This is a genomic window from Gilliamella sp. LMG 34361, from assembly GCF_984569075.1.
Genome location: NZ_OZ474903.1, coordinates 3,057,716 through 3,080,660 on the forward strand (window position 1 = coordinate 3,057,716; position 22,945 = coordinate 3,080,660).

Genomic DNA, 22,945 nt, shown 5'->3' on the forward strand with positions numbered 1-22,945 from the left:
CCTTGTTATCTATATTTATTCAATTCGTTTAATAAAATGCTTTATTTTAAAACCCATTAAAGCCAGTGATCCAAAATAGATGCCAATACCAATTATAACCAACAAGAATAGACGGCTAATTCTAGTTAACATTGAGCCAGTAGACCAATCTGGTAATAACGCTGCCCCAAACCACAATACTGCCGACATCAATAAAACTGCAGTAATGACCTTGATTAAAAATCGATACCAACCTGGCTGTGATTGATAGAGTTTCTTTTTACGAAGTTGCCAAAATAACAGCCCAGCATTAAAACATGCTGCCAGCCCAATTGATAATGAAAGTCCAGCATGTTGTAATGGCCCAATAAAAGCCAGATTCATCAATTGTGTTAAAATAAGGGTAATTAATGCAATTTTCACCGGTGTTTTAATATCTTGTCGGGAATAAAATGCAGGAGCTAATACTTTAATTAAAATAAGTCCAAGTAAACCAATTGAGTAAGCGACTAAAGCACGTTGAGTCATCAAAGTATCATTCAAAGTAAATTGTCCATACTCAAAAAGAGTTGATATTAATGGCTTTGAAATAACACCCAATGCTACGGTACTTGGCAAAGCTAATAAAAAACAGAGACGAAGCCCCCAATCTAATAGCTCTGAATATTGTTTTTGGTCACCTTTGGCAAAACTTTTGGCTAACGATGGCAATAAAATAGTACCCAATGCAACACCTAATACCCCGGCTGGGAATTCCATTAGTCTATCGGCATAATACATCCATGAAACAGAACCTGAAATTAGAAATGAGGCAAAAATCGTATTTATAATCAGTGATATTTGCCCAACTGACACACCTAAAATAGCCGGCCCCATCTGTTTTAACACTCGCCAAACACCGCTATCTTTAAAACTAATTCGAGGCAAAACTAACATGCCAATCTTTTTCAAATAAGGTAATTGATAAAGTAGCTGTATAACACCGCCCACAACGACTGAAACCGCTAACGCAAGTACAGGCGGATTAAAATAAGGGGTTAAAAATAAAGTAAAAGTAATCATGCTTACATTTAGGAATGTTGGCACAAATGCTGGTACTGAAAAACGATTCCAGGTATTAAGTATGGCCCCCACTAATGAGGCAAGTGAGATAAAAAAGATATAAGGAAACGTAATTCGCAACATGACCGTTGCTAGTTCAAATTTATCGCTTGATTCTTGCATAAAACCTGGCGCAGTTATCATTATGATAAATGGCGCTGTCACAACACCAATTAACGTAACAATAGCTAATACTAACGTTAATAAACCTGCAATATAGGCTACAAAAGTACGTGATGCCTCAATGCCCTGCTGATTTTTATATTCAGCCAGAATGGGGACAAAAGCTTGAGAGAATGCACCTTCAGCAAAAATACGACGAAGTAAATTAGGCAACTTAAAGGCAACAAAAAAGGCATCCGTTGCCATTCCCGCCCCAAAAAAGCGGGCAATAATAGCATCACGGACAAATCCTAAAACGCGTGAAACCATTGTCATCGAGCTAACAGTAGCTAAAGATTTTAAAAGATTCATATACGATCTATGTACCAATTACATAGCCAAAAACGATTAATTCCACATAGTCTACAAACTATTGTTCTAAATCACCACGATTTTTTAATAAACAGTTATTTTAATATTACCGTCAGAATGATACTGACGGCAAATAAGCTAACGATCTTTTAAAGGAATAAAAGACCTAAGTTCGCCAATATTTTTATAGGCAGGACGGATAATTCGACGATCATCAAAATTAAGTTCTTCAATACGATGAGCACACCAACCTACAATTCGCGACATAGCAAATAATGGTGTATACACTTCTTTAGGTAAGCCGATCATGTCATAAACAAAACCAGAATAGAAATCGACATTAGCACAGACTTGTTTTTTTGTTCTGGCATTTTTACGATTCACTACTGCATAAATAGCTCGTTCCTCAAGTAAATTTAAGAAGTTATATTCTTCTTCACGTCCTTTTTCTTGAGCCAACTGATAAGCCATCTCTTTTAATAACATGGCTCTTGGGTCCGATACAGTATAAACAGCATGGCCAATACCATAAATTAACCCTTTTTTATCGAACACTTCCTTATTTAAAATACGTTGTAAATAGGCATCAATCTCATCGGCATCAGTCCAATTTTTAATCTCTTGTGCAAGATGTTTAAGCATTTTCCCTACCTGCAAATTTGCTCCGCCATGTAATGGACCTTTCAATGATCCTATTCCTGCTGCAATCGATGAGTAAGTATCAGTACCCGTGGAGCTCGTTACTCGAACAGTAAAAGTTGAGTTATTCCCACCACCATGTTCGGCATGAATTATCATGGCTAAATCAAGCACTCTTACATCAAGTTCTGTATATCGCCCTGATCCTTTCATCATATAGAGAAAATTTTCCGCAATAGAAAAATCTTCATGTGGGTGACGGATATGTAAGGATTTTCCTTTTGCACTATGACTTAACATATTGTAAGCATAAGCGATGATTGCCGGAAATTTAGCAATCAAATCAATAGATTGACGCATTAAATTATCGCGTGAAGTATCATCAGGCTCGGGATCATAAGTGTACATTTCAAGGACAGTTCTAGCCAAAATGTTCATTACATCATGACCTTCAAGTTCCATAATAGCAATCTTGGTTTGCTTTTCTAATGCCATAGATTCACAAAGTAAATGTGAAAAATCCCGCAATTCCTCCTTATCAGGTAAATAACCAGATAATAAGAGATAAATGGTTTCTTCAAAACCTGTTCGTCGCTCTTGTTGAGCATTATGCACAAGCTCTTCAATATCAATACCACGATATAATAATTTACCTGCAATTGGTTTTAGTGAGCCATCATCTAAGCGTTCATAACCTAATACATCACCAATTTTGGTTAACCCAACTAATACACCGGTATGGTCAGCATTACGTAATCCACGTTTTACATTAAATTGTTCGAATAGCCGAGATTCAATTTTACTGGTATTTTTAATGGTTTCCGATAATTTATAAACTAAAAACTTTTCTTTCATTAACCATCCCCTTTGAATTATAAATTATCGATAACTGCTTGAGTAAATTGAGTTGTTGATAATGATTGCCCATTTTGCATAAAACGAGCTAAATCTGCAGTTGCTTTGCCTGATTGAAATAAGCTTTCCATGGCATTAGTAATTAGTTGCCCAACTTCATGCCATCCTAAATATTCAAACATCATCACGCCAGATAATAATAGTGATGATGGATTGGCCTGATTTTGACCAGCAATATCAGGAGCGGTACCATGAGTCGCTTCGAATATAGCATGTCCGGTTAAATAATTAATATTGGCGCCCGGTGCAATACCAATACCACCAACCATGGCGGCAAGCTGATCGGAAACATAATCACCATTAAGGTTTAATGTCGCAACAACCGAATAATCCTCGGGTTTTAACAAGGTATTTTGTAAAAATGCATCACAAATCACATCTTTTATAATTAGTCTACCAGCTGATTTCGCGGCTTGTAATGCTTGTTCTGCTGCTGCCTTACCTTCGGCTTTTTGAATTTTAGCATATTGATTCATGGTGAACACTACGTCAGTAAATTCTCTTTCCGCAAGTTCATAGCCCCATTGCTTAAATCCACCTTCTGTGAATTTCATAATATTACCTTTATGAACTAATGTAACCGATGGTAATTTATGTTGTAATGCATAGTTAATTGCGGCTCGGATTAAACGCTCAGAGCCCTCAATAGAGACAGGTTTAACCCCGAAAGCCGAAGTGTTAGGAAAACGGACTTTGGTCACTTTCATCTGGTCAGCTAAAAAATGATAAAACTTTTCAGCTTCGACCGTACCTTGTTGCCACTCAATACCGGCATAAATGTCTTCAGTATTTTCACGAAAAATGGTCATACTGACTTTTTCTGGGTGCTTTAACGGTGATTCAACACCTTTAAACCAACGCACAGGGCGCAAACAGACATAAAGATCTAACTCTTGACGCAATGCAACATTGAGTGAGCGGATCCCACCACCAACTGGCGTCATTAATGGTCCTTTAATACCGATAAGATAATGTTTGAAGGCATCCATAGTCTCTTGCGGTAACCATGATCCATTTGCATTAAACGACTTTTCACCAGCAAGTACCTCTTTCCATTGAACACTACGTTTGCCTTGGTAAGCCTTTTCAACTGCTTTATCAAAAATAGTTTGAGCTGCATGCCAAATTTCTTTACCAACGCCATCGCCTTCAATAAAAGGAATCGTTGGATGATTCGGAACGACTAATTGTCCATTTTCAATTGAAACTTGCTGATTCATATTGTCTCTTCCTCTTATTTCTTATTTAAATTCTTCTTTTAACTTATTCAATGCGCTACCCGCTTTGAACCACTCAATTTGTGCTTGATTATAAGTATGCGCTACTGCAAAAGAATCTTGACTACCATCACGATGATGAAGGGTTAATGTCAAATTTTCACCTGGTGCAAAATCGCAAAGTCCAGTAATGCTGATTTGGTCATCTTCTTGAATTTTGTCGTAATCATCCTTATTAACAAAAGTTAGCGCTAACATACCTTGTTTTTTCAGATTAGTTTCATGAATACGCGCAAACGATTTAACCACAATTGCTTTAACATTTAAAAAGCGCGGCTCCATTGCGGCATGCTCCCTTGACGAACCTTCACCGTAATTCTCTTCAGCAACGACTATTGAACCAATTCCTTGTGCTTTTAATTTACGAGCCAACGCAGGGACTTCAACATAATCGCCAGTTTGTGCATCAAACACACTGTTGGTTTTCTGATTAAAAGCATTAAACGCACCAATTAACATATTATTGGAAATATTATCTAAATGACCACGAAATTTTAACCATTTACCGGCCATTGAAATATGGTCAGTGGTACATTTACCGGTTGCTTTAATCAATAATGGCTGCGAAAGAATATCTTTACCATCCCAAGGTGAGAAAGGTAACAGCTGTTGTAATCGTTCTGAATTAGGTGCAATACGAACTTCAACTAAACTACCATCAGCCATCGGCTCAATATAACCGGCATCATCGACAGCAAATCCTTGTCTTGGTAACTCATCGCCAATGGGTTCAGGGAGTTTCACTTTTTCACCTTTATCATTGATGAGATTGTCGGTTAATGGATTAAAACTTAATTTACCAGCAATTGATAGCGCTACTACAATTTCTGGCGAACAAACAAATGCATAAGTGTTTGGGCTACCATCATTACGTTTAGCAAAATTACGATTGAACGAAGTAACAATCGAATTTTTGTGTTCATCAGCAACATCATCCCGACGCCATTGCCCAATACAAGGCCCGCATGCATTAGCCATAATAGCTGCACCAGCTTGTTCAAAACGACTTAAAATACCATCCCGTTTTGAAGTATATTTAACTTGCTCTGAGCCAGGATTGATAATTAATTTGGCATTTACTTTCAAACCTAACTTATTGGCATTATCAATCACTGAAGCTGCACGCATCATATCTTCGTAAGAAGAGTTAGTGCATGATCCAATAAGTCCAACTTCCATATTATCAGGATAATCATGTTCCTTAACAGCAGAGGCAAGCTTGGAAATAGGATAAGCTAAGTCAGGAGTAAATGGGCCATTAACATAAGGTTCTAACGTCGATAAGTTAATCTCGATAACTTGGTCATAATAATTTTCAGGTTGTTCTAGTACCGCTTTATCAGGATTGAAACAATCGGTTAATGTATTAGCTAAATCAACGATTTCTTGACGACCGGTCATGCTAAGATAATCAGCAGATTTTTTACTATAAGGGAAGATTGAAGTCGTTGCTCCCACTTCTGCCCCCATATTACAAATCGTTGCTTTACCGGTGGCAGATAATGACTCAGTACCTTCACCAAAATATTCAATAATAGAATTAGTACCGCCTTTAACTGTTAAGATACCGGCTAGTTTTAAAATGACATCTTTTGGTGATGCCCAACCCGATAATTTGCCAATCAATTTTACGCCAATAATTTTTGGCATTTTCAGTTCCCATGGCATACCAGCCATTACATCAACAGCATCAGCACCACCAACACCAATTGCAATCATGGATAAACCACCAGCATTAGGAGTATGTGAATCGGTACCAATCATCATTCCTCCAGGAAAAGCATAATTTTCCAGCACCACTTGGTGAATAATACCAGCATCAGGCTTCCAAAATCCGATGCCATATTTGTTCGAAACATCACGTAAAAATTGATAAACTTCATGGTTATTACTTTCAGCAATAATCAGGTCATCATGGGCATTTTTATAAGCTTGGATAAGGTGATCACAATGAACAGTTGAAGGCACAGCGACTCGTTTACGGCCTGAATTCATTAACTGCAATAGTGCCATCTGTGCGGTTGCATCTTGCATCGCGACACGATCGGGGGAGAAATTTACATAATCTTCCCCTCGTTTATAAGCTTTAAGTTCCTCTCCTTCAGCCAGATGAGCATAGAGAATTTTTTCCGTCAATGTTAATGGTTTTCCAATTTTCTGGCGGATAAGATCAATTTTTTGTGGATAATGTTGATAAATATTTTTTATTAAATCAATATCGAAAACCATAATTAAGCTCCCATTGCTTATATTATAATATCCTTTAGAGCCTTACTCAAAATCGGGATAATTGAATATTTATTCTTTTTTTATGATTAAATATTCATAACAATATAGCATTATTTTTGTTTTATGCAATCTTACGATAATACTTGCTGTTAACTTTGATTAAAAACAACAAATTTAGATACTATCGTTAATAGAATTCCTATACTAGCGAAATATCAAATATTATGCACATTAAAGAAAATTCAAAATTAGCTAATTTCATAAGTAAAAATAATGTAAAAAAAGTTGAGGAGCGGGGTTTTTTAAGGCGCTAAAACATCACCAACACGTTGTTTACTTACATTATTAATCTATGTTAAATTGTTTTACCGAATAATATTTACCTTTATTTTTTCATGAATCAAACAAAAAATCCGTCACCAGTAAAAAACGGTGGCTTTTTAAATACAATAGAACGAATTGGAAACAAAATCCCTGATGTCACAACTCTTTTCTTTTATGCTCTAATCATTTGTCTGGTTGCTTCATTATTACTTTCTTTTGTCAGTTTTAATTATATTAATCCAGTAACTCAAGAAAAGCTGGCTGTGGTGAACATGTTAGCGCCAAACCAGTTAGTGACTTTTTTTACTAAGCTGGTATCAAATTTTGTCTCATTTCCACCACTTGGGATTACCATTGTTGCTACATTAGGAATTGGCATTGCTGAGAGTAGCGGTTATATTCATGTTCTGCTGAAAAAATTATTGGCAATCACCCCAAAAAAATTGGTTACTCCATCAGTTATTTTTGTCAGTATGGTTTGTCATATTGCGTCAGATTCTGCTTATGTGATTTTAATGCCAGTATCGGCAATGATGTTTTATGCTACCGGCCGTCATCCATTAGCGGGAATAGCTGCGGCATTCGCGGGGCTCGCGGGAGGCTTTAGTTCAAGTTATACGCCATCAATCATTGATCCGATAATGCAAGGTTTTACCCAAAGTGCAGCGCAAATTATCGATCCAACCTATCAAGTCAATGTACTTTGTAACTACTTTTTAAGTTTTGGCGGCACGTTTTTTGTATTGATAGCCTGCTGGTTTGTTACCGACAAAATTGTTGAACCGCGATTAAATGCAACTATGCCTTTAAACAATGATATTCAATTAGATAATCTTGCCGATTCACCCGAGATTTCAACAATTGAAAATAAAGGATTTAAAATTGCCTCAGCGGTATTTTTAATTATCGCTCTTGGTTTAGTACTGGTATTACTACCAGAAGATTCACTATTGCGTGCACCTGATGGCAGTATGACTAGCAATAAAGCGCCAATCATGCAGATTATTGTGCCATTATTATTTGTATTTTTTGCAATACCTGGATTAATTCATGGCTTTATCACAGGCGCATTTAAATCGTCGCGCGATATCGTCAAATCAATGGAAAATATCACTAAATCACTTATTCCATTTATTGTTTTTGCTTTCTTTTGCGCACAATTTTTATATGTATTTTCGAATTCACAGATTGGCACCTTAATCGCGATTGGTGGTGCTGAGTTTTTAAAAGCCTTACATTTACCATCGGTAGTGACGATTTTTGGCGTAATCATTCTAACCAGTCTGCTTAATTTGTTAATTACTTCTGCATCGTCTAAGTGGGCTATTTTAGCGCCTATTTTTGTTCCGATGCTGATGTCAGTAGGAATCTCGCCAGAATTAACCCAAGCGGCTTATCGAATCAGCTCAGCTGTGAATGTCAGCACGCCTATGTTTGCTTTCTATCCTTTGATTATTGCTTATTGTCAACAATATTGTAAAAACACCGGCGTAGGTACCTTAAGTTCGATGATGATCCCATATACGGCGGCACTCTTAATTGCTTTGACAATAAATTTATTACTATTTTGGTTCTTAGGCTTACCTATCGGTTTTGATAGTGGTTATGTCTATCCACTAGTAAATAGTTAATCGCAGATAAGGATTTAAATTATGAATATTACCGAACAATTAGTTGACCGATTTTTACGTTATGTAAGTATTCCTAGCCAGAGCAAAGCTGGCTCGGCAATTGTCCCCTCTACCCTAGGACAAACTGAGTTAGCTAAACAACTCAAACAAGAGTTAATTGCATTGAATATGCAAGATGTTTTTCTTGATGAACATAGCATTGTCACTGCGAAATTAGCAGGTAACACACCGCATGCACCGAAAATCGGTTTTGTTGCACACCTTGATACCGTTGATGTTGCGCTATCTGATAAGATTAATCCACAACGTGTAACTTTTACGGGGGAAGATATCTTATTAAACAGCGAAAAAGATATTTGGTTTAAGGTAGCTGAACATCCAGAATTGAAAAAATATCTGAATGAAGAATTGATTGTAACTGATGGTACTAGTGTTCTTGGTGCTGATAACAAAGCAGCAATTGCCGTTGTCATGACCATGTTAGATCAATTGCAACAACGAAATTGTCAACATGGCGATATTTATGTCGCTTTTGTGCCGGATGAAGAAGTTGGTTTAAATGGCGCCAAAAAACTTGATTTACAACGTTTTAAACCTGATTTTGCTTATACTATTGACTGTTGTGAATTGGGTGAAGTCGTTTATGAGACATTCAATGCCGGAGCAGTTACCATTGAGATTGAGGGGGTATCAGCTCATCCTATGTCAGCAAAAAATGTCTTAATCAATCCTATCCGCATCGCAAATGATATTATTAACTGTTTTGATAGCTGTGAAACACCTGAACATACTGAAGGTAAAGAAGGATATTTCTGGTTTAATGATATTATTGGCAACCAAAGCACGACTACATTAAAAATGAGTATTCGCGACTTTGATCTAACTCACTATGAAGCTCGTAAGACTTACATTCAAGAGGTGATTAGTTTTATCAGCCGTAAATATCCTAGAGCAAAAATTGAATGTCAAATTACCGATACCTATAGCAATATAGCTAACTACTTAGGTGATGACCGTCGTTGTATTGACTTGATTTATCAATCATTTGAATTATTGGGAATTAAACCAAATACTATCGCCATGCGTGGCGGAACAGATGGTTCAGCATTATCAGCAAGGGGCCTAACCACACCAAATTACTTTACTGGCGCCCATAACTTCCATTCTTGCTTTGAGTTTTTACCATTATCATCATTCTTAAAATCCTTTGAAGTCACCATGAAAATTATTGAATTAGCGGCTAAAGTTTAAGAAGAATAAAAAAGAGGGAATGCAATTCCCTCTTAAAAGCACCTATCAAGTTTATAATTTATAACTTGCAGTTAACAAGAAAGCTCTAGGAGTACCAGGCATACTACTGGAACGCCAATACTTTTTATCAAGTAAATTGGTTAATGCTAAGGTTACATCAACCGATCGCGTTTGATACCCAATTGCAGCATTCCAAACTCCATAACCTGGGCGTTTAACGAGATTCTTATCATCATTATACATTGAGCCCTTATAATTAAATTCCACTTCCGTGAACCAGTTCTCATATGGTAGGTAGCGTATTCCTAAATAGCCACTTTGTTTAGCAGTATTAGATAAATATTTATCTTGGTTAGCTGGTGTTTTTTTATCTTTATGAACTTTAGCTTGTTGATAACCAATACCACTATTGATATACCAATTTTTATTTAATTGTCCAATAGCACTTAGTTCTATCCCTTGGCTGCGATCACTTCCTCTTACTTGCCAATTATAAGGATCATTGACCGAGTCTGGTTGGTAACGAACATTATAAAGCTCTAAGTCATAGAGTGCGATTTGCGAAGAGAGTTTATCATCAAACCAATCACTCTTAACTCCGATTTCATACTGACGTGAATACTGAGGTTTATCATCGTAAACCGTCTTAGAATCAGTCGCAATAGTTATGAGGCCACGACCACCATAAGGTGCAAAGTTTTTACTATATGAAGCATAGAAACTTTGTGATGCCATCGGTTGCCAAATCAAGCCAACCCGAGGACTTAATGAGTTACCATCATATGAACGACTTTGATGATTCAATTTATTATTTGAAGCGAACTCATAATTGTCATAACGTAATCCAGCAAGTAATTTCCATTGTTCGGTGAAACTGATTAGGTCTTGCCAATAAAATCCTTTAGAGGTAGCTTTATGATTAGTCTTAGTACTCAGTTTATTATAGTGAGGTTTTTTCGAGTTCCAGTGAGGGTGGTACGGGTCAATAGCTTCCGGATATAGGCTAGTTAAAGCTAATCGTGGTTCGCGTTTTTCAATATTATATTCAACACCGATTAACATATCATGAGCAATACTTGCGGTATTAAATTTGCCAGCTAAATCAAGAGTATTACTGTAGGTTTTATTCGATGTTTCTTGCCAAGCACGCCGGAATTTCAACTTACCTTTATAGTTACAAAGATTACCATTACTTAATTTACCATTCAAATCACAATAATTACCAGCATAAAGATGATCGAAATTTTGATCAGCTTTACGATACATATTGGTTAATTTAATAGACCAAGCATGATTAAATTCATATCCCATCACAGAACGTAATGAATTAAAATTATCCTTCACATAATCATCGGGGTGAGCATAGGCTGTTTTTATTGAAACACCTTTTGGTAAATCATAATAAGCTGGCGCCCTATCTGGTTTACGCCACAATTTATCATTAGTATATTGTACTAACCAATTGAATCCTTCTAAATTATCATACAATATACTTGGTGATACCATCGTATCTCGTTGTTTAATGCCTTTACGAAAACCTTTATCGGATTGATGATCAGCTGTCATTCGTACCGCAAACTTATCATTTAAAACATGGTTAACATCTATCATTCCACCATATTTATCCCAAGAACCACCGCGCAAACTAAACGTTGATGGTGAATCAAAGTTTGCCTTTTTACTGATCATATTGATTATTCCACCACCTGAACCTCTTCCATAAAGTACGGAAGCAGGCCCTTTTAATACTTCAATTCGCTCTATATTAGCAGTACTTTGTCTAACTTGTCCGCTTGCGCGCACACCATCACGGTAAATATCACCCGAACTTGCCGAAAAACCTCGGATTTTTATACCTTCATCCCGCATATCATAGGTTGCATCGACTCCAGGCAATTTATTTACAATGACACTTAGGTCGTTTTGTCCATAAATTTTTTGTTGCTCAAGGTTAATAGAATCAATGGTTTGAGGAATATCTTTAATATCAAAAGATGTTTTAGTTGCAGTAGATGATTTTTTTATGCGCTGATCATTATTATCCTTAATAGTTGCAACAACTTTCATAGTTTCAATATCATTATTATCATTAACTTTATCTTGGGCGTATGCTATAAAAGCAGATGAGCCTAATACGCAAGGTAAGACTAATTGATTAACTAATTTCATTATTTTTCCTATTTTTTATTGTGTTATTTGATTAATTTTAAAATAACAACTAATAATGATAATGATTATTATTTACGCTTACAACTTTTTTTCTATTTTCTAACTGTTTAATATATGGCTTAATTTATATATTATTGAATAATGTATATTTTATTTGATATGAAATAGAATCGATTTAATTAGTGAAAAGGTATGGTGATATTTTGATAAATTTGCTTTTTAAAGATTAATCTATTATTAGCTAATAGTTTGTTTTATCATGCTTTTTTATTAGCTGATTAATCAACAAGCTTAATTTGGCTAGATTTGTTTGAGTGAGTTTTTAATGTTAAAGGAAGTGGTGGGTCGTGAGCGATTCGAACGCTCGACAAACGGATTAAAAGTCCGCTGCTCTACCGACTGAGCTAACAACCCATTTTGATAAAATTACTTTCAACTTTATTTATTAATGCTTCAAGCAATTTCGGGTTGCTATAATACTTGTAATTATAAGGTAGTGCAACCTTTTTATTACTATTTTCGTTTAAAAGCTGTTTATTTATACATTTTATTACAAAGATGCTAATTTTTTATTTGCTAGATCAACTGTCTTTTTATCTTTAACATATTTGTTTACAATTTGTTGAAAAACGGCTTTAGCATTCTTTTTATCACCTTTATCAAGTAAAATTACACCTACTTTGTAAAGGCTATCTGCTGCTTTTGGAGAAGAAGGAAAATCTTTTACTACAGTTGCGTAGTAAAATGAAGCATCATCTTTTTTGCCTTTTTTATAGCAAAGTTGACCGAGCCAATAATTTACATTTGCACGGTAATTTGTTTTTGGGTAGGCTTTTAGATAATTTTGAAAGGCTACAATTACGTCATCACTCTGCTTGTCATCATTAATATATTGCATGATGAAATTATAATCCGTTTTATCATTACCTGAAGCCGACCACCTAGATAAATTTGAAGATGATGGTGCGGCATCAATACTTGATGTAGAGTCAGAACTGTCATTTGCAGCACTTGGGTTTGCTGAGAATCCTATCCCATTAGTCATTTGCTGTAAAATCATTTTTTGGCGCTCAATTGTTTGATTAAGTTGATGCTTAGTTTCTTCCAATTGACCACGAAGTGTGTCTACATCTGATTGTAGTTCATTAATTTTTTGTTGATTTTGAAGGATCAGCTGTCCTTGCGCTTGTATTATTCTATCCACATCAGAACTATCTGCTGCACAACCATATCCAGCAAATAAAAGAAATAAGGACAATGTGAGTAATTTTTTATACATATTATGTAAACTCGACGCAAACTTAAGAATAAAAAACGGCTGATAAATCAGCCGTCATAAGATGGAATTAAAAACCGGCGTAAGTGATTACTGCACGACGGTTTTTAGCATAAGCTGCTTCGTTGTGACCTAATACTGCTGGTTTTTCTTTACCATAAGAAACGATTGAAAGTTGTTCGCCAGAAACACCGTTACTTTGTAGGTAAGATTTAACTGCTGCTGCACGACGTTCACCCAACGCAATATTGTATTCTGGGGTACCACGTTCATCAGCATGACCTTCAATAATAACATTTAAAAATGAAGTAGCACGAATAAAGATTGAATGTGCATTTAATAATGTTGAATACTCTGATTTAACATTGTATTTATCATAATCAAAATAAACAGTGTTAATTTGTTGTAGTTTTTGAAGTTGCTCTAAAGCTTCTTTTGATAAAGAACCGTTACCTACTTTACTGATGTTGGTAGTAGTACATGCTGTTACAGCGATTAATGGTAAAGCAACTGCGGCTACCTTAAGAAATTTAGAAAATTGCATTGTATTAACTCCTTTGTGTTTAAATAAATTATTACTTATATTTTTTTATACTTCTAACCAACTTCAAAGTAACACTTGTTACCAACTCGATAGATTAGGTGTATATATTATAACGACCATAACATTTACACAATTTTAATAATTATAATATTGTCTAAAATTTAGCCGTTCCTCATAAATAAGGTGACCAAGAAGGGAATTTTACCTGCCCATCAGTCGCTGGTAACCTTGCTTTAAAATTACCATCAGTTGAAACAAGATTTAAAACTGTACCTAAACCTTGCGAAGAACTGTAGATAATCATCGTGCCATTTGGCGCAATACTCGGAGTTTCATCTAAGAACGTATCAGTTAATCGTTGATATGTATTAGTTTCTACATCATATCGAGTAATGTGTTGCTCGCCATTATTAGTAGAAATTACAGCAATAAACTTACCGTCTGGAGATACGCGAGCATTTTGGTTTTGGGTATTATCCCAAGTCACGCGTTGGGATGCTCCACTACTAACGTTGATTGAATAAAGTTGCGGGCGCCCTGCCTGATCTGAAGTATAAACTATAGTTTGATTATCTGGCATCCATGAAGGTTCAGTGTCATTACTGCGACCTGAGGTAATTTGGGTGATTTTTTTAGATCTTAAATTCATCATATATAAATTTAGGCTACCACCTTTCGATAACGCAAAAGCCAATTTGCTACCATCTGGTGAAAATGCTGGAGCGCCATTGTGTTGAGGAAAAGATGCAATAGTTTCAACAGCCCCGCTGTCTAATGTTTTTAATACTAATGCAGAACGACCGCTTTCAAAAGTTACATAGGCTATTTTTTTGCCATCAGGCGACCATGTTGGTGACATTAATGGTTCTTTTGAACGATGTACGGTGATTTGATCAAATCCATCATAATCAGATACACGTAATTCATGTGTATAAGGACCTTTACTATTTTTAACAACATAGGCAATACGTGTTCTAAATGCACCTTTAATACCAGTTAATGCTTCAAAAATTTCATCACTTGCTGTATGGGCAGCATAACGTAACCAACGCTGTTCTATGGAAAATTGATTTTGAGATAAGACAGTACCTGGACGATCAACCGTATCAACTAATTGATAGGTAATAAGATATTTTCCAGAGGCATCGGGTTGGATTGTTCCTACTACAACAGCAGAAACACCAATATTGCTCCAAACACTAGAATTGACTTCAGAAGCAGTAATTGGTCTTTGCGGCATTGCAGCCACATCAATTGGATTAAATTTACCACTATTGCGTAAATCAGAAGCAACAATATTATCTATAACTTGTGGCGGTGTGCCACTACCAGTCCATTTAAATGGGACGACTGCAATTGGTTTAGCAGAACTTACCCCATCAGTGATTACAATTCTAACTTCAGCAGTAACCATCATTGTAGATAATAAAACAAAACAAGCTATCAAAAAGCGAGAAGCAAATTTGATCATCTTAAATTCCTTAATCAAAACGAAGTACATTAAGTTAAAATAAATATAACAACCATGTATAAACACAAAAAGATCTAATCTTTAACAATTAACATAGTGCTATTACACAGTAGCCGATATCATTTTTTACAAAATATAAATAATTTTACAGCCTGAAAGATAGCCGAAATTACATAACAAGTCCATAGCCTTTTGAGTAAAAAAGATTTTTTATTTGCATTATTTTGTTATTTTTTATTCACAAATACTATTGTATATTAGCTATACAATTCAGATTTTAATGTAATTAAAAGTAATTTGTGAATATTTTTATTTAAATTGAATTCGACTAAAGTTATTCAAATATAAATAATGATCGATAAGAAAAAATTTAAAAAAATGTTTATTTACTATTTTTGGCAATTTTCACAATAGAATGTATTACGTTGCCCTATTCGATGAGACTTTATATCAGATTCACAAATTAAACATTTTTCGCCATCTCTCCCATATACTTTGAGTTCTTGTACAAAATAGCCAGGTTTACCATCAGACTGAACAAAATCTTTAAGTGTTGTACCACCTTGTTCTATAGATTTGGTGAGCACTTGCTTAATTGCTGTTACTAATCGCTTAAATTCTATTAAAGTTAGGCTCTTAACTTTTCGATGCGGATTAATTTTTGCCAAAAATAATGATTCTGAAGCATAAATATTACCAACACCTACCACAATATGGTTATCCATAATCCAGTTTTTAATTGGAATATTTCGATTAGTCGCTTTTTCCAATAGATATCTTGCAGAAAAATCATTACTTAGAGGTTCTGGGCCTAGATGCTTCATTTGAATTAATTCATCAATCGAATTAGTCCAAAGCCATGAACCAAAACGCCGTGGATCGGTATAGCGTAATATCACACCATTTTCTAATACCAAATCAACATGATCATGTTTATCTGGCGTTTTGTTTGAATCTAATATCCGTAAGCTACCAGACATACCTAAATGAATGACAATCCAATTATGTGTCAATTGTAATAATAGATACTTAGCACGCCTTTTAATATCTACTATAACTTGACCTTTAGCATCAGAAATAGCCGTATCAATAGGCCAACGAAGCTTGGGTTGTCGAACAATTACTTGCTTGATAGTTTGGCCTTTTAAATAAGGTAAAATACCACGTCGACTAGTTTCTACTTCTGGCAACTCAGGCATATGATAACCCCATTTAATTATTTAACATGTCAGTAACCCAACTTGGTGCCGATTGATTAGGCTCAGTTTGGGAGTTAACAACACACATGCTTTGTGGATTTACCGTCCATGCAGGTAAAGTCCTTACTCCTCCTCCATTACACTGCCATTGCCCCCCACTATCTATAGGTACCATAAAGATATTTTGTGGTATTGGGAGTTGTAATTTTTTCGGTGGATTATTTTGTAAGTATTCACTATATATTTTTAATGCACCTGTGGCCCCAGTTAATTTCATTGGAGAATGATCATCAAGTCCTATCCAAATTACAGCAACATTTTTACCATCAATTCCGGTAAACCAACTATCACGTGAATCATTACTCGTTCCGGTTTTAGCCGCTAAATTAAATGAGCCATATTTACCTTTTAATGAACGTGATGTCCCTGATTCAACCACTTGTTGCATTGCGTAAGTTGTTAAATAAGCAGCTTGTTGAGAAACCGCTTGAATCTGTTGTGGGTAATTTTGATAAACAAGCTCGCCTTTATCAGTTAATACATATCTTAAAATAGTAAGCGGCGCACGTTGCCCATTATTGGAAATAGTTTGAAACATTTGTGCCGTTTCTAATGGGGTTAATTCTAGGGCACCCAATAAACGAGAAGGTAAATTAGGAATACGATCTTCAGGTACTCCCAATGCTTGTAAAGTATTTTTGGTTGCATCTAAACCTAATGCCATACCTAAGTTAACTGTAGGTACGTTAAGTGAAAGCGCTAACGCATCAATTAACATCACCTTATCACGAAACTTCCGATCAAAATTCTTTGGTTGCCAATAAGTACCATTATCAAGCTTGATTGATAACGGGCTATCATTGAGCCAAGTATTAAGCTGATAACGTCCTGGTTGACCTAATGCAGTTAAGTAAGTTGACGGTTTAGCAAGTGAACCAATTGCGCGTCTTGTTAACCAAGCTCGGTTATAACCAGGGTAACGAGGCTCTGCACTACCAATAATTGAACGGATTTCGCCTGTCTCACGGCTAACAATGACCATTGCTGTTTGCAACTCTTTATTAGTCGATTTACGTAATGTTTCTATTTCATCGGTAACCGATTGTTCCGCTGCTGCCTGAGCAACAGGATCGAATGTTGTGAAAATTTTCATTCCTGAAAGATGATCAGCTTTATCACCCAGTTGTTTTCGAAGCTCACTACGGACAACTTGCATAAATGCTGGTTGTGGTGATATCACACCACCTTTTGGTAAAACCGAAAGTGGACGTTGGCTGAGCAAATTATATAATTCCTCATCAATAATTCCTTGTTGCTCAGCAAGTTTTAACACAACATTACGACGTTCAATTACTTGTTGTGGTTGTGTCCAAGGATTATAGTATGAAGCACCTTTAACCATACCGACTAAAACTGCTTGTTGATCTAATGTCAATTCATTTACTGGACGACCAAAATAGTAAAGACTTGCTAATGGGAAGCCATGAATTTCTTCACTACCAGCTTGACCTAAATAAACCTCATTTAAGTAAAGTTCTAAAATACGTTCTTTACTATAACGAGCATCTAAAATGATAGCCATATAAGCTTCACGAATTTTACGACTTATACTTCTTTCATTAGTTAAAAAGAGATTTTTAACAGTCTGTTGTGTTAGTGTACTTCCTCCTTCAGTGCGCCCAGTAGTTAAATTAACATATATAGCACGACCAATAGAATATAAACTCACACCGTGATGGTCATAAAAACGTTTATCTTCAGTTGCAATTAAGGTTTTTACTAACGAGTCAGAAAATTCTTTTAAAGGTACAAAAAGCCGTTGTTCACCATTTGGTGAATGCATCATTGTTATCAATTTAGGATCAATCTTAAGTAATCCAAAATCTCGACCAGTATCCAAATTAGATATACGATCGATTCTATTGTCATAGAAAGTTATTTTGGCACGGAAAGCTTGTTCTTCACCATCAGGGAAAGTAAATGGGCGACGATAAATTTCAACAGCACCATTTTGAACAATAAATTCACCTGGGCGAGTTACTTTACTATCTTGTTGACGATATTGCGCACCTTTTAGCAAAGTCACGACATCACTAAGGCTATAATCACTATCTGGTTCAAGATCAACTATTTGTCCATAGACAGCAGCTGGTAATTCCCAGACATTACCATCTATGCGTTCTTTAATTTGTTGATCTAGATAAATCCCATAAACGACCGTCACAGCAACAAAGATGAGAAATAATTTGAATAGCAACGACCAAAGTCGACGCCACAATCTTTTCTTATTTTTCTTTGAAGCTTTTTTTGCCGATTGCTTTTTAGTTTGTTTATTCAAACTGCACCTAATATTTTGATTAAATATAATTGCCTTATGATAACACAACTTTCAATGAATAATTGAGCTTGTTATAAATAGGAATTATTAGTTTAAATAATATATTTGAATATAAAAAATTAATTAAAAACTAAGTTGAGGCTTAATATTTTTAACTTTTTCTATGAATGCTTTTTTAGATTTACCGGTTAAACCTTCATTAATTGGTAAACTGGCCGTTAATGGATTAACAGGTTTATTATTAATATGTAGTTCAAAATGTAAATGAGGACCAGTTGATCGCCCAGTATTACCAGATAAACCTATTTTATCACCTTGTTTAACTTGTTGCCCTGGTTTTACTAAAATTTTGTCTAAATGCATATATGCTGTCATATATTGTCTACCATGGCGAATAGCAACATAGTTTCCTGCAGAACCACTGTATTTTGCAATAACAACTTCACCATTACCTACAGATAAAACAGGCGTTCCTCTCGATACTGCAAAATCAACACCATTATGAGGTGTAACTATTCCTGTAACAGGATTTAAACGACGCGGGTTAAATCCTGACGATACACGAGCCTTTTTAGCTAAAGGATATCGAAAAAAACTTTGAGATAAACTACTTGCATTAATATCATAGTATTTGCCGTCATCAGCTAGAATCGCATAATAATCTTTAGTGCCATTTTTAATGCGAACACCAAGCAATTTACTATTTGATAAATGGTTTCCGTGCATTTCACGAGCTAAATATACGGCAAATTTATCGCCTACTTTAAGACGTCTAAAATCCAATCGCCACTGTAATGCACGCGTAATAATACCAATTTCATTGCTAGACAAACCAGCTTTACGCGCATCGGCAACAAAACTAGTTTTCAGCTCACCAGTAATAATATTATTTTGTGAAGTTCCTTCGACAGTTTCATTACTTTCTATAAATTTATTACCAGACTTTTCAAAAATTCGAACATTATTCGTTGATATCGTCCAATTAAAAGTTAGCAAATTATGATTATCATCAGTTGTCCAACTAATCTGCTGACCAATTCTCAAATTTGCAAGTTGTTTATACTTACCTGTTAATTGTGCAATATCATTTTTATTGACATTATAACGATTCAAAATATCGTGTAGTGTATCACCCCGTGAGATGGTATATTGTACCGTGTTATCTTTTTCTTCAACAAGATCATCTAACTCATCTTTAGTGATATCATCTTCAGGAACATCAGACGATTCAGTGACATTGTCTGTTTTAGATTTATCACCAAGCATATCAATTCGTCCATCATCAACAACAACTGAAGACGAAGGAATATCTGTAACTGTGGTTTGAGATTGAGAATTTAAAGGAACATACACTGTGCGATCCAAATTTAAAGGTCGCCACAATATAGTTACTAAAATAACAACAACAAGGACGCCTAATACTGAAAAATAGGGAATTTTTAATTTATTTTTTCCAATATTTGAGGATTTAATCTGCTGTGCCAAAATTAACCTTAACTATCTTATTATCTAAACTATTTTTTATCTAAACAATCCAACAACTGTTGAGCCAATGCTAATAAAAAGCGTGAATAAGCATCTTTTTTTACAGGAATACCTGTCCCTAATGGATTTAACTCACCAATTTGAACATCTGTACCATTCACTAACTTCTTAATAACTGCAGGGCTAAACTGTGGCTCTCTAAAAACACAGGCGGCTTGGTGCTCCGCTAACTCTTTTTGAATTGCATAGACAGTTTGAATGCCAGGCTGTACTGCTGGATTTATGGTAAAACTTCCTAGATTTTTTAATCCGAACTGTGATTCAAAATACCCATAAGCATCATGAAACACAAAATACCCTTTATTTTGGACGTTAATTAGTTTTTTTGCAATGTTTTGTTCTGTTTCTGATAGATTTGTAATGAATTCGTCCAGATTTGCATCAAGCAACTGTGCTTTATTAGGGTAAAGTTCAACGAGTTTATCATGAATTGACTTTGCAATAATTTTAGCAATTTTAGGAGAAAGCCAAATATGCTCATCATATTCACCGTGATGATGAACATGATGATTATGAACCATTTGTTTATTATCGTCACGACGACTAGTTCTAAGCAAAGTTTCAATTTCTGGAATATCCATTAATTCTATCTGCTTTTGGTCATCAACATTTTTTAAAACAGTTGGCATAAAAGATTCCATATCTTCACCAACCCAAATTATTAAATCAGCATTTTTTATTTTAGCCAAATCGGAGGGTTTTAATGAATAGGTATGAGGGGAAGCACCATCTGGTAGCAATATATCTGTATTTGCTACGCCAGATACAATTGCTTCGGTAATAAAACCTATAGGTCTTACGGAAGAAATTATTGTGGCATTAACATTAGTAACAAATCCAATAAAAAATAAGGTAACTAATAAATGAAGATGTAGAATTTGTATAGTGTTTTTAGTCAAATTTTTCATTTAATCATCCAATATTATAAAATATGATAGAATAAAATCACATTATTGTTATAATATAACATAACATATTGGTCAGCAAGGACTATTGATATCATGACACAATTAATGGCGCTAAATAATATTTCGGTTGAAATAAATCAGCAAAAAATATTATATGATGTATCATTTACGATTAACTTAAACCAAATTATTACGATACTAGGTCCAAACGGTGCAGGAAAATCAACACTTATTAAAGTTATCTTAGGATTAATTTCACCTACAACTGGCACCATTAAACGTAATTCTGATTTGACTATCGGCTATGTACCTCAATCAATAAATTTAAATCCAACTTTACCAATAACCGTCGAACGGTTTATACATTTAAATAAACAATTACATTATACTGATATCATCAAAACTTTATCGTTAGTTAAAGCAGAGTATCTTATTGATCGATCTATGCATCAATTATCAGGAGGTGAATTACAACGAGTACTTTTAGCTCAAGCATTAGCAAAACGTCCAAAATTATTAATCTTAGACGAACCTACACAAGGTGTTGATATAAATGGGCAGGTACTATTGTATGATTTAATTATGGATGCTAGAACCGAATTTAATTGTGGTGTCGTAATGGTTTCACATGATCTACATTTAGTTATGGCAAAAACTAATGAAGTAATTTGCTTAAACCATCATATATGTTGTTCTGGAACACCAGCTAGCGTTTCAAATGATCCTGAATTTATTTCTTTATTTGGACAACATGGTGCATCACAAATTGCTTTATATAAGCACCATCATAATCATGATTTTTGCCAACACCACCATAATCAACATCAAAAAGTTATTTTACCTAATTTAAGAGGAACACAAAAATGATTGAGTTACTTCTACCCTCTTTGCTTGCAGGTTTATGCTTATCATGTTTAACAGGTCCATTGGGTACCTTTGTTGTTTGGCGAAGAATGTCCTATTTTGGAGATACTCTATCCCATGCTGCTTTATTAGGAATCGCTTTTGGTTTCCTTTTAAATATCAATTTATTTTATGCCATTATCTTAGTAACATTGATATTAGCCATCGGGCTGTTATGGTTAGAATCTCAAAAACAACTTCCTATTGATACATTATTGGGTATTTTAGCTCATAGCGCTCTTTCACTTGGTTTAGTTGTGATAAGTTTAATGCATAGCATACGTATTGATTTGATGGGCTATCTATTTGGTGATCTTTTATCTATAACCATGTTTGATGTTTATCAGATAGTAATTTGCGTAGTGATAATTGGTTCCTTTCTGATATGGCGCTGGAATCATTTTTTATTTATCACTGTTAGTGAGGAATTAGCATTTAGTGATGGTATCAATGTACCACTAGCAAAATTCATGCTAACAATACTTTTAGCATTAACAATAGGTATTGCTATGAAATTTGTTGGGGCTTTAATTATAACAGCGCTGTTAATCATCCCTGCTGCTACAGCAAAATACTATGCTAAAAATCCAGAATCAATGGCTATAATTGCAATATTAATTGGAATGCTATCAATTTTTGGCGGGATTTTGTTTTCATTAATTTATGATACTCCAACAGGTCCTTCTGTCGTATTGAGTAATACATGCTTATTTTTCATATCATTATTTATTTCTAAATTATTTTTAAAAATTAACTATCAGTAAGATTTGAA

16 protein-coding genes and 1 tRNA gene are annotated in these 22,945 nt (G+C 34.9%); 4 read left to right on the top strand and 13 right to left on the bottom strand.

The genetic code is table 11. The features are described from left to right. Positions 1 to 15: 15 nt before the first annotated feature. From murJ to AC5LXI_RS14235, 4 genes are all read right to left on the bottom strand, one after another. Positions 16 to 1,554, bottom strand: a complete 1,539-nt coding sequence (gene murJ / locus AC5LXI_RS14220) for a murein biosynthesis integral membrane protein MurJ (protein WP_493442926.1) — start codon at positions 1,552 to 1,554, stop codon at positions 16 to 18. Positions 1,555 to 1,692: 138 nt separating this feature from the next. After that, positions 1,693 to 3,048 (bottom strand): citrate/2-methylcitrate synthase, encoded by a 1,356-nt coding sequence (locus tag AC5LXI_RS14225; protein ID WP_493442927.1) that lies wholly within the window; start codon positions 3,046 to 3,048, stop codon positions 1,693 to 1,695. A gap of 17 nt (positions 3,049 to 3,065) precedes the next feature. Beyond that, on the bottom strand, positions 3,066 to 4,328 hold the full coding sequence (icd, locus tag AC5LXI_RS14230) for an NADP-dependent isocitrate dehydrogenase (RefSeq protein WP_493442928.1): 1,263 nt from the start codon (positions 4,326 to 4,328) through the stop codon (positions 3,066 to 3,068). Between the two features lie 21 nt (positions 4,329 to 4,349). Continuing rightward, positions 4,350 to 6,614, bottom strand: coding sequence for an aconitate hydratase (locus tag AC5LXI_RS14235; protein WP_493442929.1), 2,265 nt, complete (start codon positions 6,612 to 6,614; stop codon positions 4,350 to 4,352). A gap of 395 nt (positions 6,615 to 7,009) precedes the next feature. Between AC5LXI_RS14235 and AC5LXI_RS14240 the strand changes: the two genes are divergently transcribed. Both AC5LXI_RS14240 and pepT read left to right on the top strand, forming a co-directional pair. Further along, a complete protein-coding gene (locus AC5LXI_RS14240; protein WP_493442930.1) occupies positions 7,010 to 8,569 on the top strand; it encodes an AbgT family transporter in 1,560 nt (519 codons plus the stop codon). A 21-nt stretch (positions 8,570 to 8,590) separates the two neighbouring features. Further along, positions 8,591 to 9,820, top strand: coding sequence for a peptidase T (gene pepT / locus AC5LXI_RS14245; protein WP_493442931.1), 1,230 nt, complete (start codon positions 8,591 to 8,593; stop codon positions 9,818 to 9,820). A gap of 51 nt (positions 9,821 to 9,871) precedes the next feature. Here pepT and AC5LXI_RS14250 read toward each other — a convergent pair whose 3' ends face one another. From AC5LXI_RS14250 to znuA, 9 genes are all read right to left on the bottom strand, one after another. Further along, complete coding sequence (locus AC5LXI_RS14250; protein ID WP_493442932.1) at positions 9,872 to 11,989, bottom strand: TonB-dependent receptor; 2,118 nt, start codon at positions 11,987 to 11,989, stop codon at positions 9,872 to 9,874. 338 nt (positions 11,990 to 12,327) lie between these two features. Further along, positions 12,328 to 12,403, bottom strand: a tRNA-Lys gene (locus tag AC5LXI_RS14255). A 136-nt stretch (positions 12,404 to 12,539) separates the two neighbouring features. After that, positions 12,540 to 13,268 (bottom strand): tol-pal system protein YbgF, encoded by a 729-nt coding sequence (ybgF, locus tag AC5LXI_RS14260; RefSeq protein WP_493442933.1) that lies wholly within the window; start codon positions 13,266 to 13,268, stop codon positions 12,540 to 12,542. A gap of 67 nt (positions 13,269 to 13,335) precedes the next feature. After that, positions 13,336 to 13,809 (bottom strand): peptidoglycan-associated lipoprotein Pal, encoded by a 474-nt coding sequence (gene pal / locus AC5LXI_RS14265; RefSeq protein ID WP_493442934.1) that lies wholly within the window; start codon positions 13,807 to 13,809, stop codon positions 13,336 to 13,338. 172 nt (positions 13,810 to 13,981) lie between these two features. Then, positions 13,982 to 15,277, bottom strand: coding sequence for a Tol-Pal system beta propeller repeat protein TolB (gene tolB / locus AC5LXI_RS14270; protein ID WP_493444321.1), 1,296 nt, complete (start codon positions 15,275 to 15,277; stop codon positions 13,982 to 13,984). A gap of 392 nt (positions 15,278 to 15,669) precedes the next feature. Continuing rightward, positions 15,670 to 16,479, bottom strand: a complete 810-nt coding sequence (gene mutM, locus AC5LXI_RS14275) for a bifunctional DNA-formamidopyrimidine glycosylase/DNA-(apurinic or apyrimidinic site) lyase (protein ID WP_493442935.1) — start codon at positions 16,477 to 16,479, stop codon at positions 15,670 to 15,672. A gap of 13 nt (positions 16,480 to 16,492) precedes the next feature. Then, positions 16,493 to 18,817 (bottom strand): bifunctional glycosyl transferase/transpeptidase, encoded by a 2,325-nt coding sequence (gene mrcB / locus AC5LXI_RS14280; protein WP_493442936.1) that lies wholly within the window; start codon positions 18,815 to 18,817, stop codon positions 16,493 to 16,495. Between the two features lie 123 nt (positions 18,818 to 18,940). After that, a complete protein-coding gene (mepM, locus tag AC5LXI_RS14285) occupies positions 18,941 to 20,302 on the bottom strand; it encodes a murein DD-endopeptidase MepM (protein WP_493442937.1) in 1,362 nt (453 codons plus the stop codon). Between the two features lie 29 nt (positions 20,303 to 20,331). After that, on the bottom strand, positions 20,332 to 21,270 hold the full coding sequence (gene znuA, locus AC5LXI_RS14290; protein ID WP_493442938.1) for a zinc ABC transporter substrate-binding protein ZnuA: 939 nt from the start codon (positions 21,268 to 21,270) through the stop codon (positions 20,332 to 20,334). 93 nt (positions 21,271 to 21,363) lie between these two features. Between znuA and znuC the strand changes: the two genes are divergently transcribed. Further along, the gene (gene znuC / locus AC5LXI_RS14295) at positions 21,364 to 22,137 is read left to right on the top strand and encodes a zinc ABC transporter ATP-binding protein ZnuC (RefSeq protein WP_493442939.1); all 774 of its coding nucleotides are present in this window, start codon (positions 21,364 to 21,366) and stop codon (positions 22,135 to 22,137) included. Beyond that, positions 22,134 to 22,937, top strand: a complete 804-nt coding sequence (gene znuB, locus AC5LXI_RS14300) for a zinc ABC transporter permease subunit ZnuB (RefSeq protein ID WP_493442940.1) — start codon at positions 22,134 to 22,136, stop codon at positions 22,935 to 22,937. The genes znuC and znuB overlap by 4 nt, the downstream gene beginning before the upstream one ends. The last annotated feature ends 8 nt before the right edge of the window (positions 22,938 to 22,945 follow it).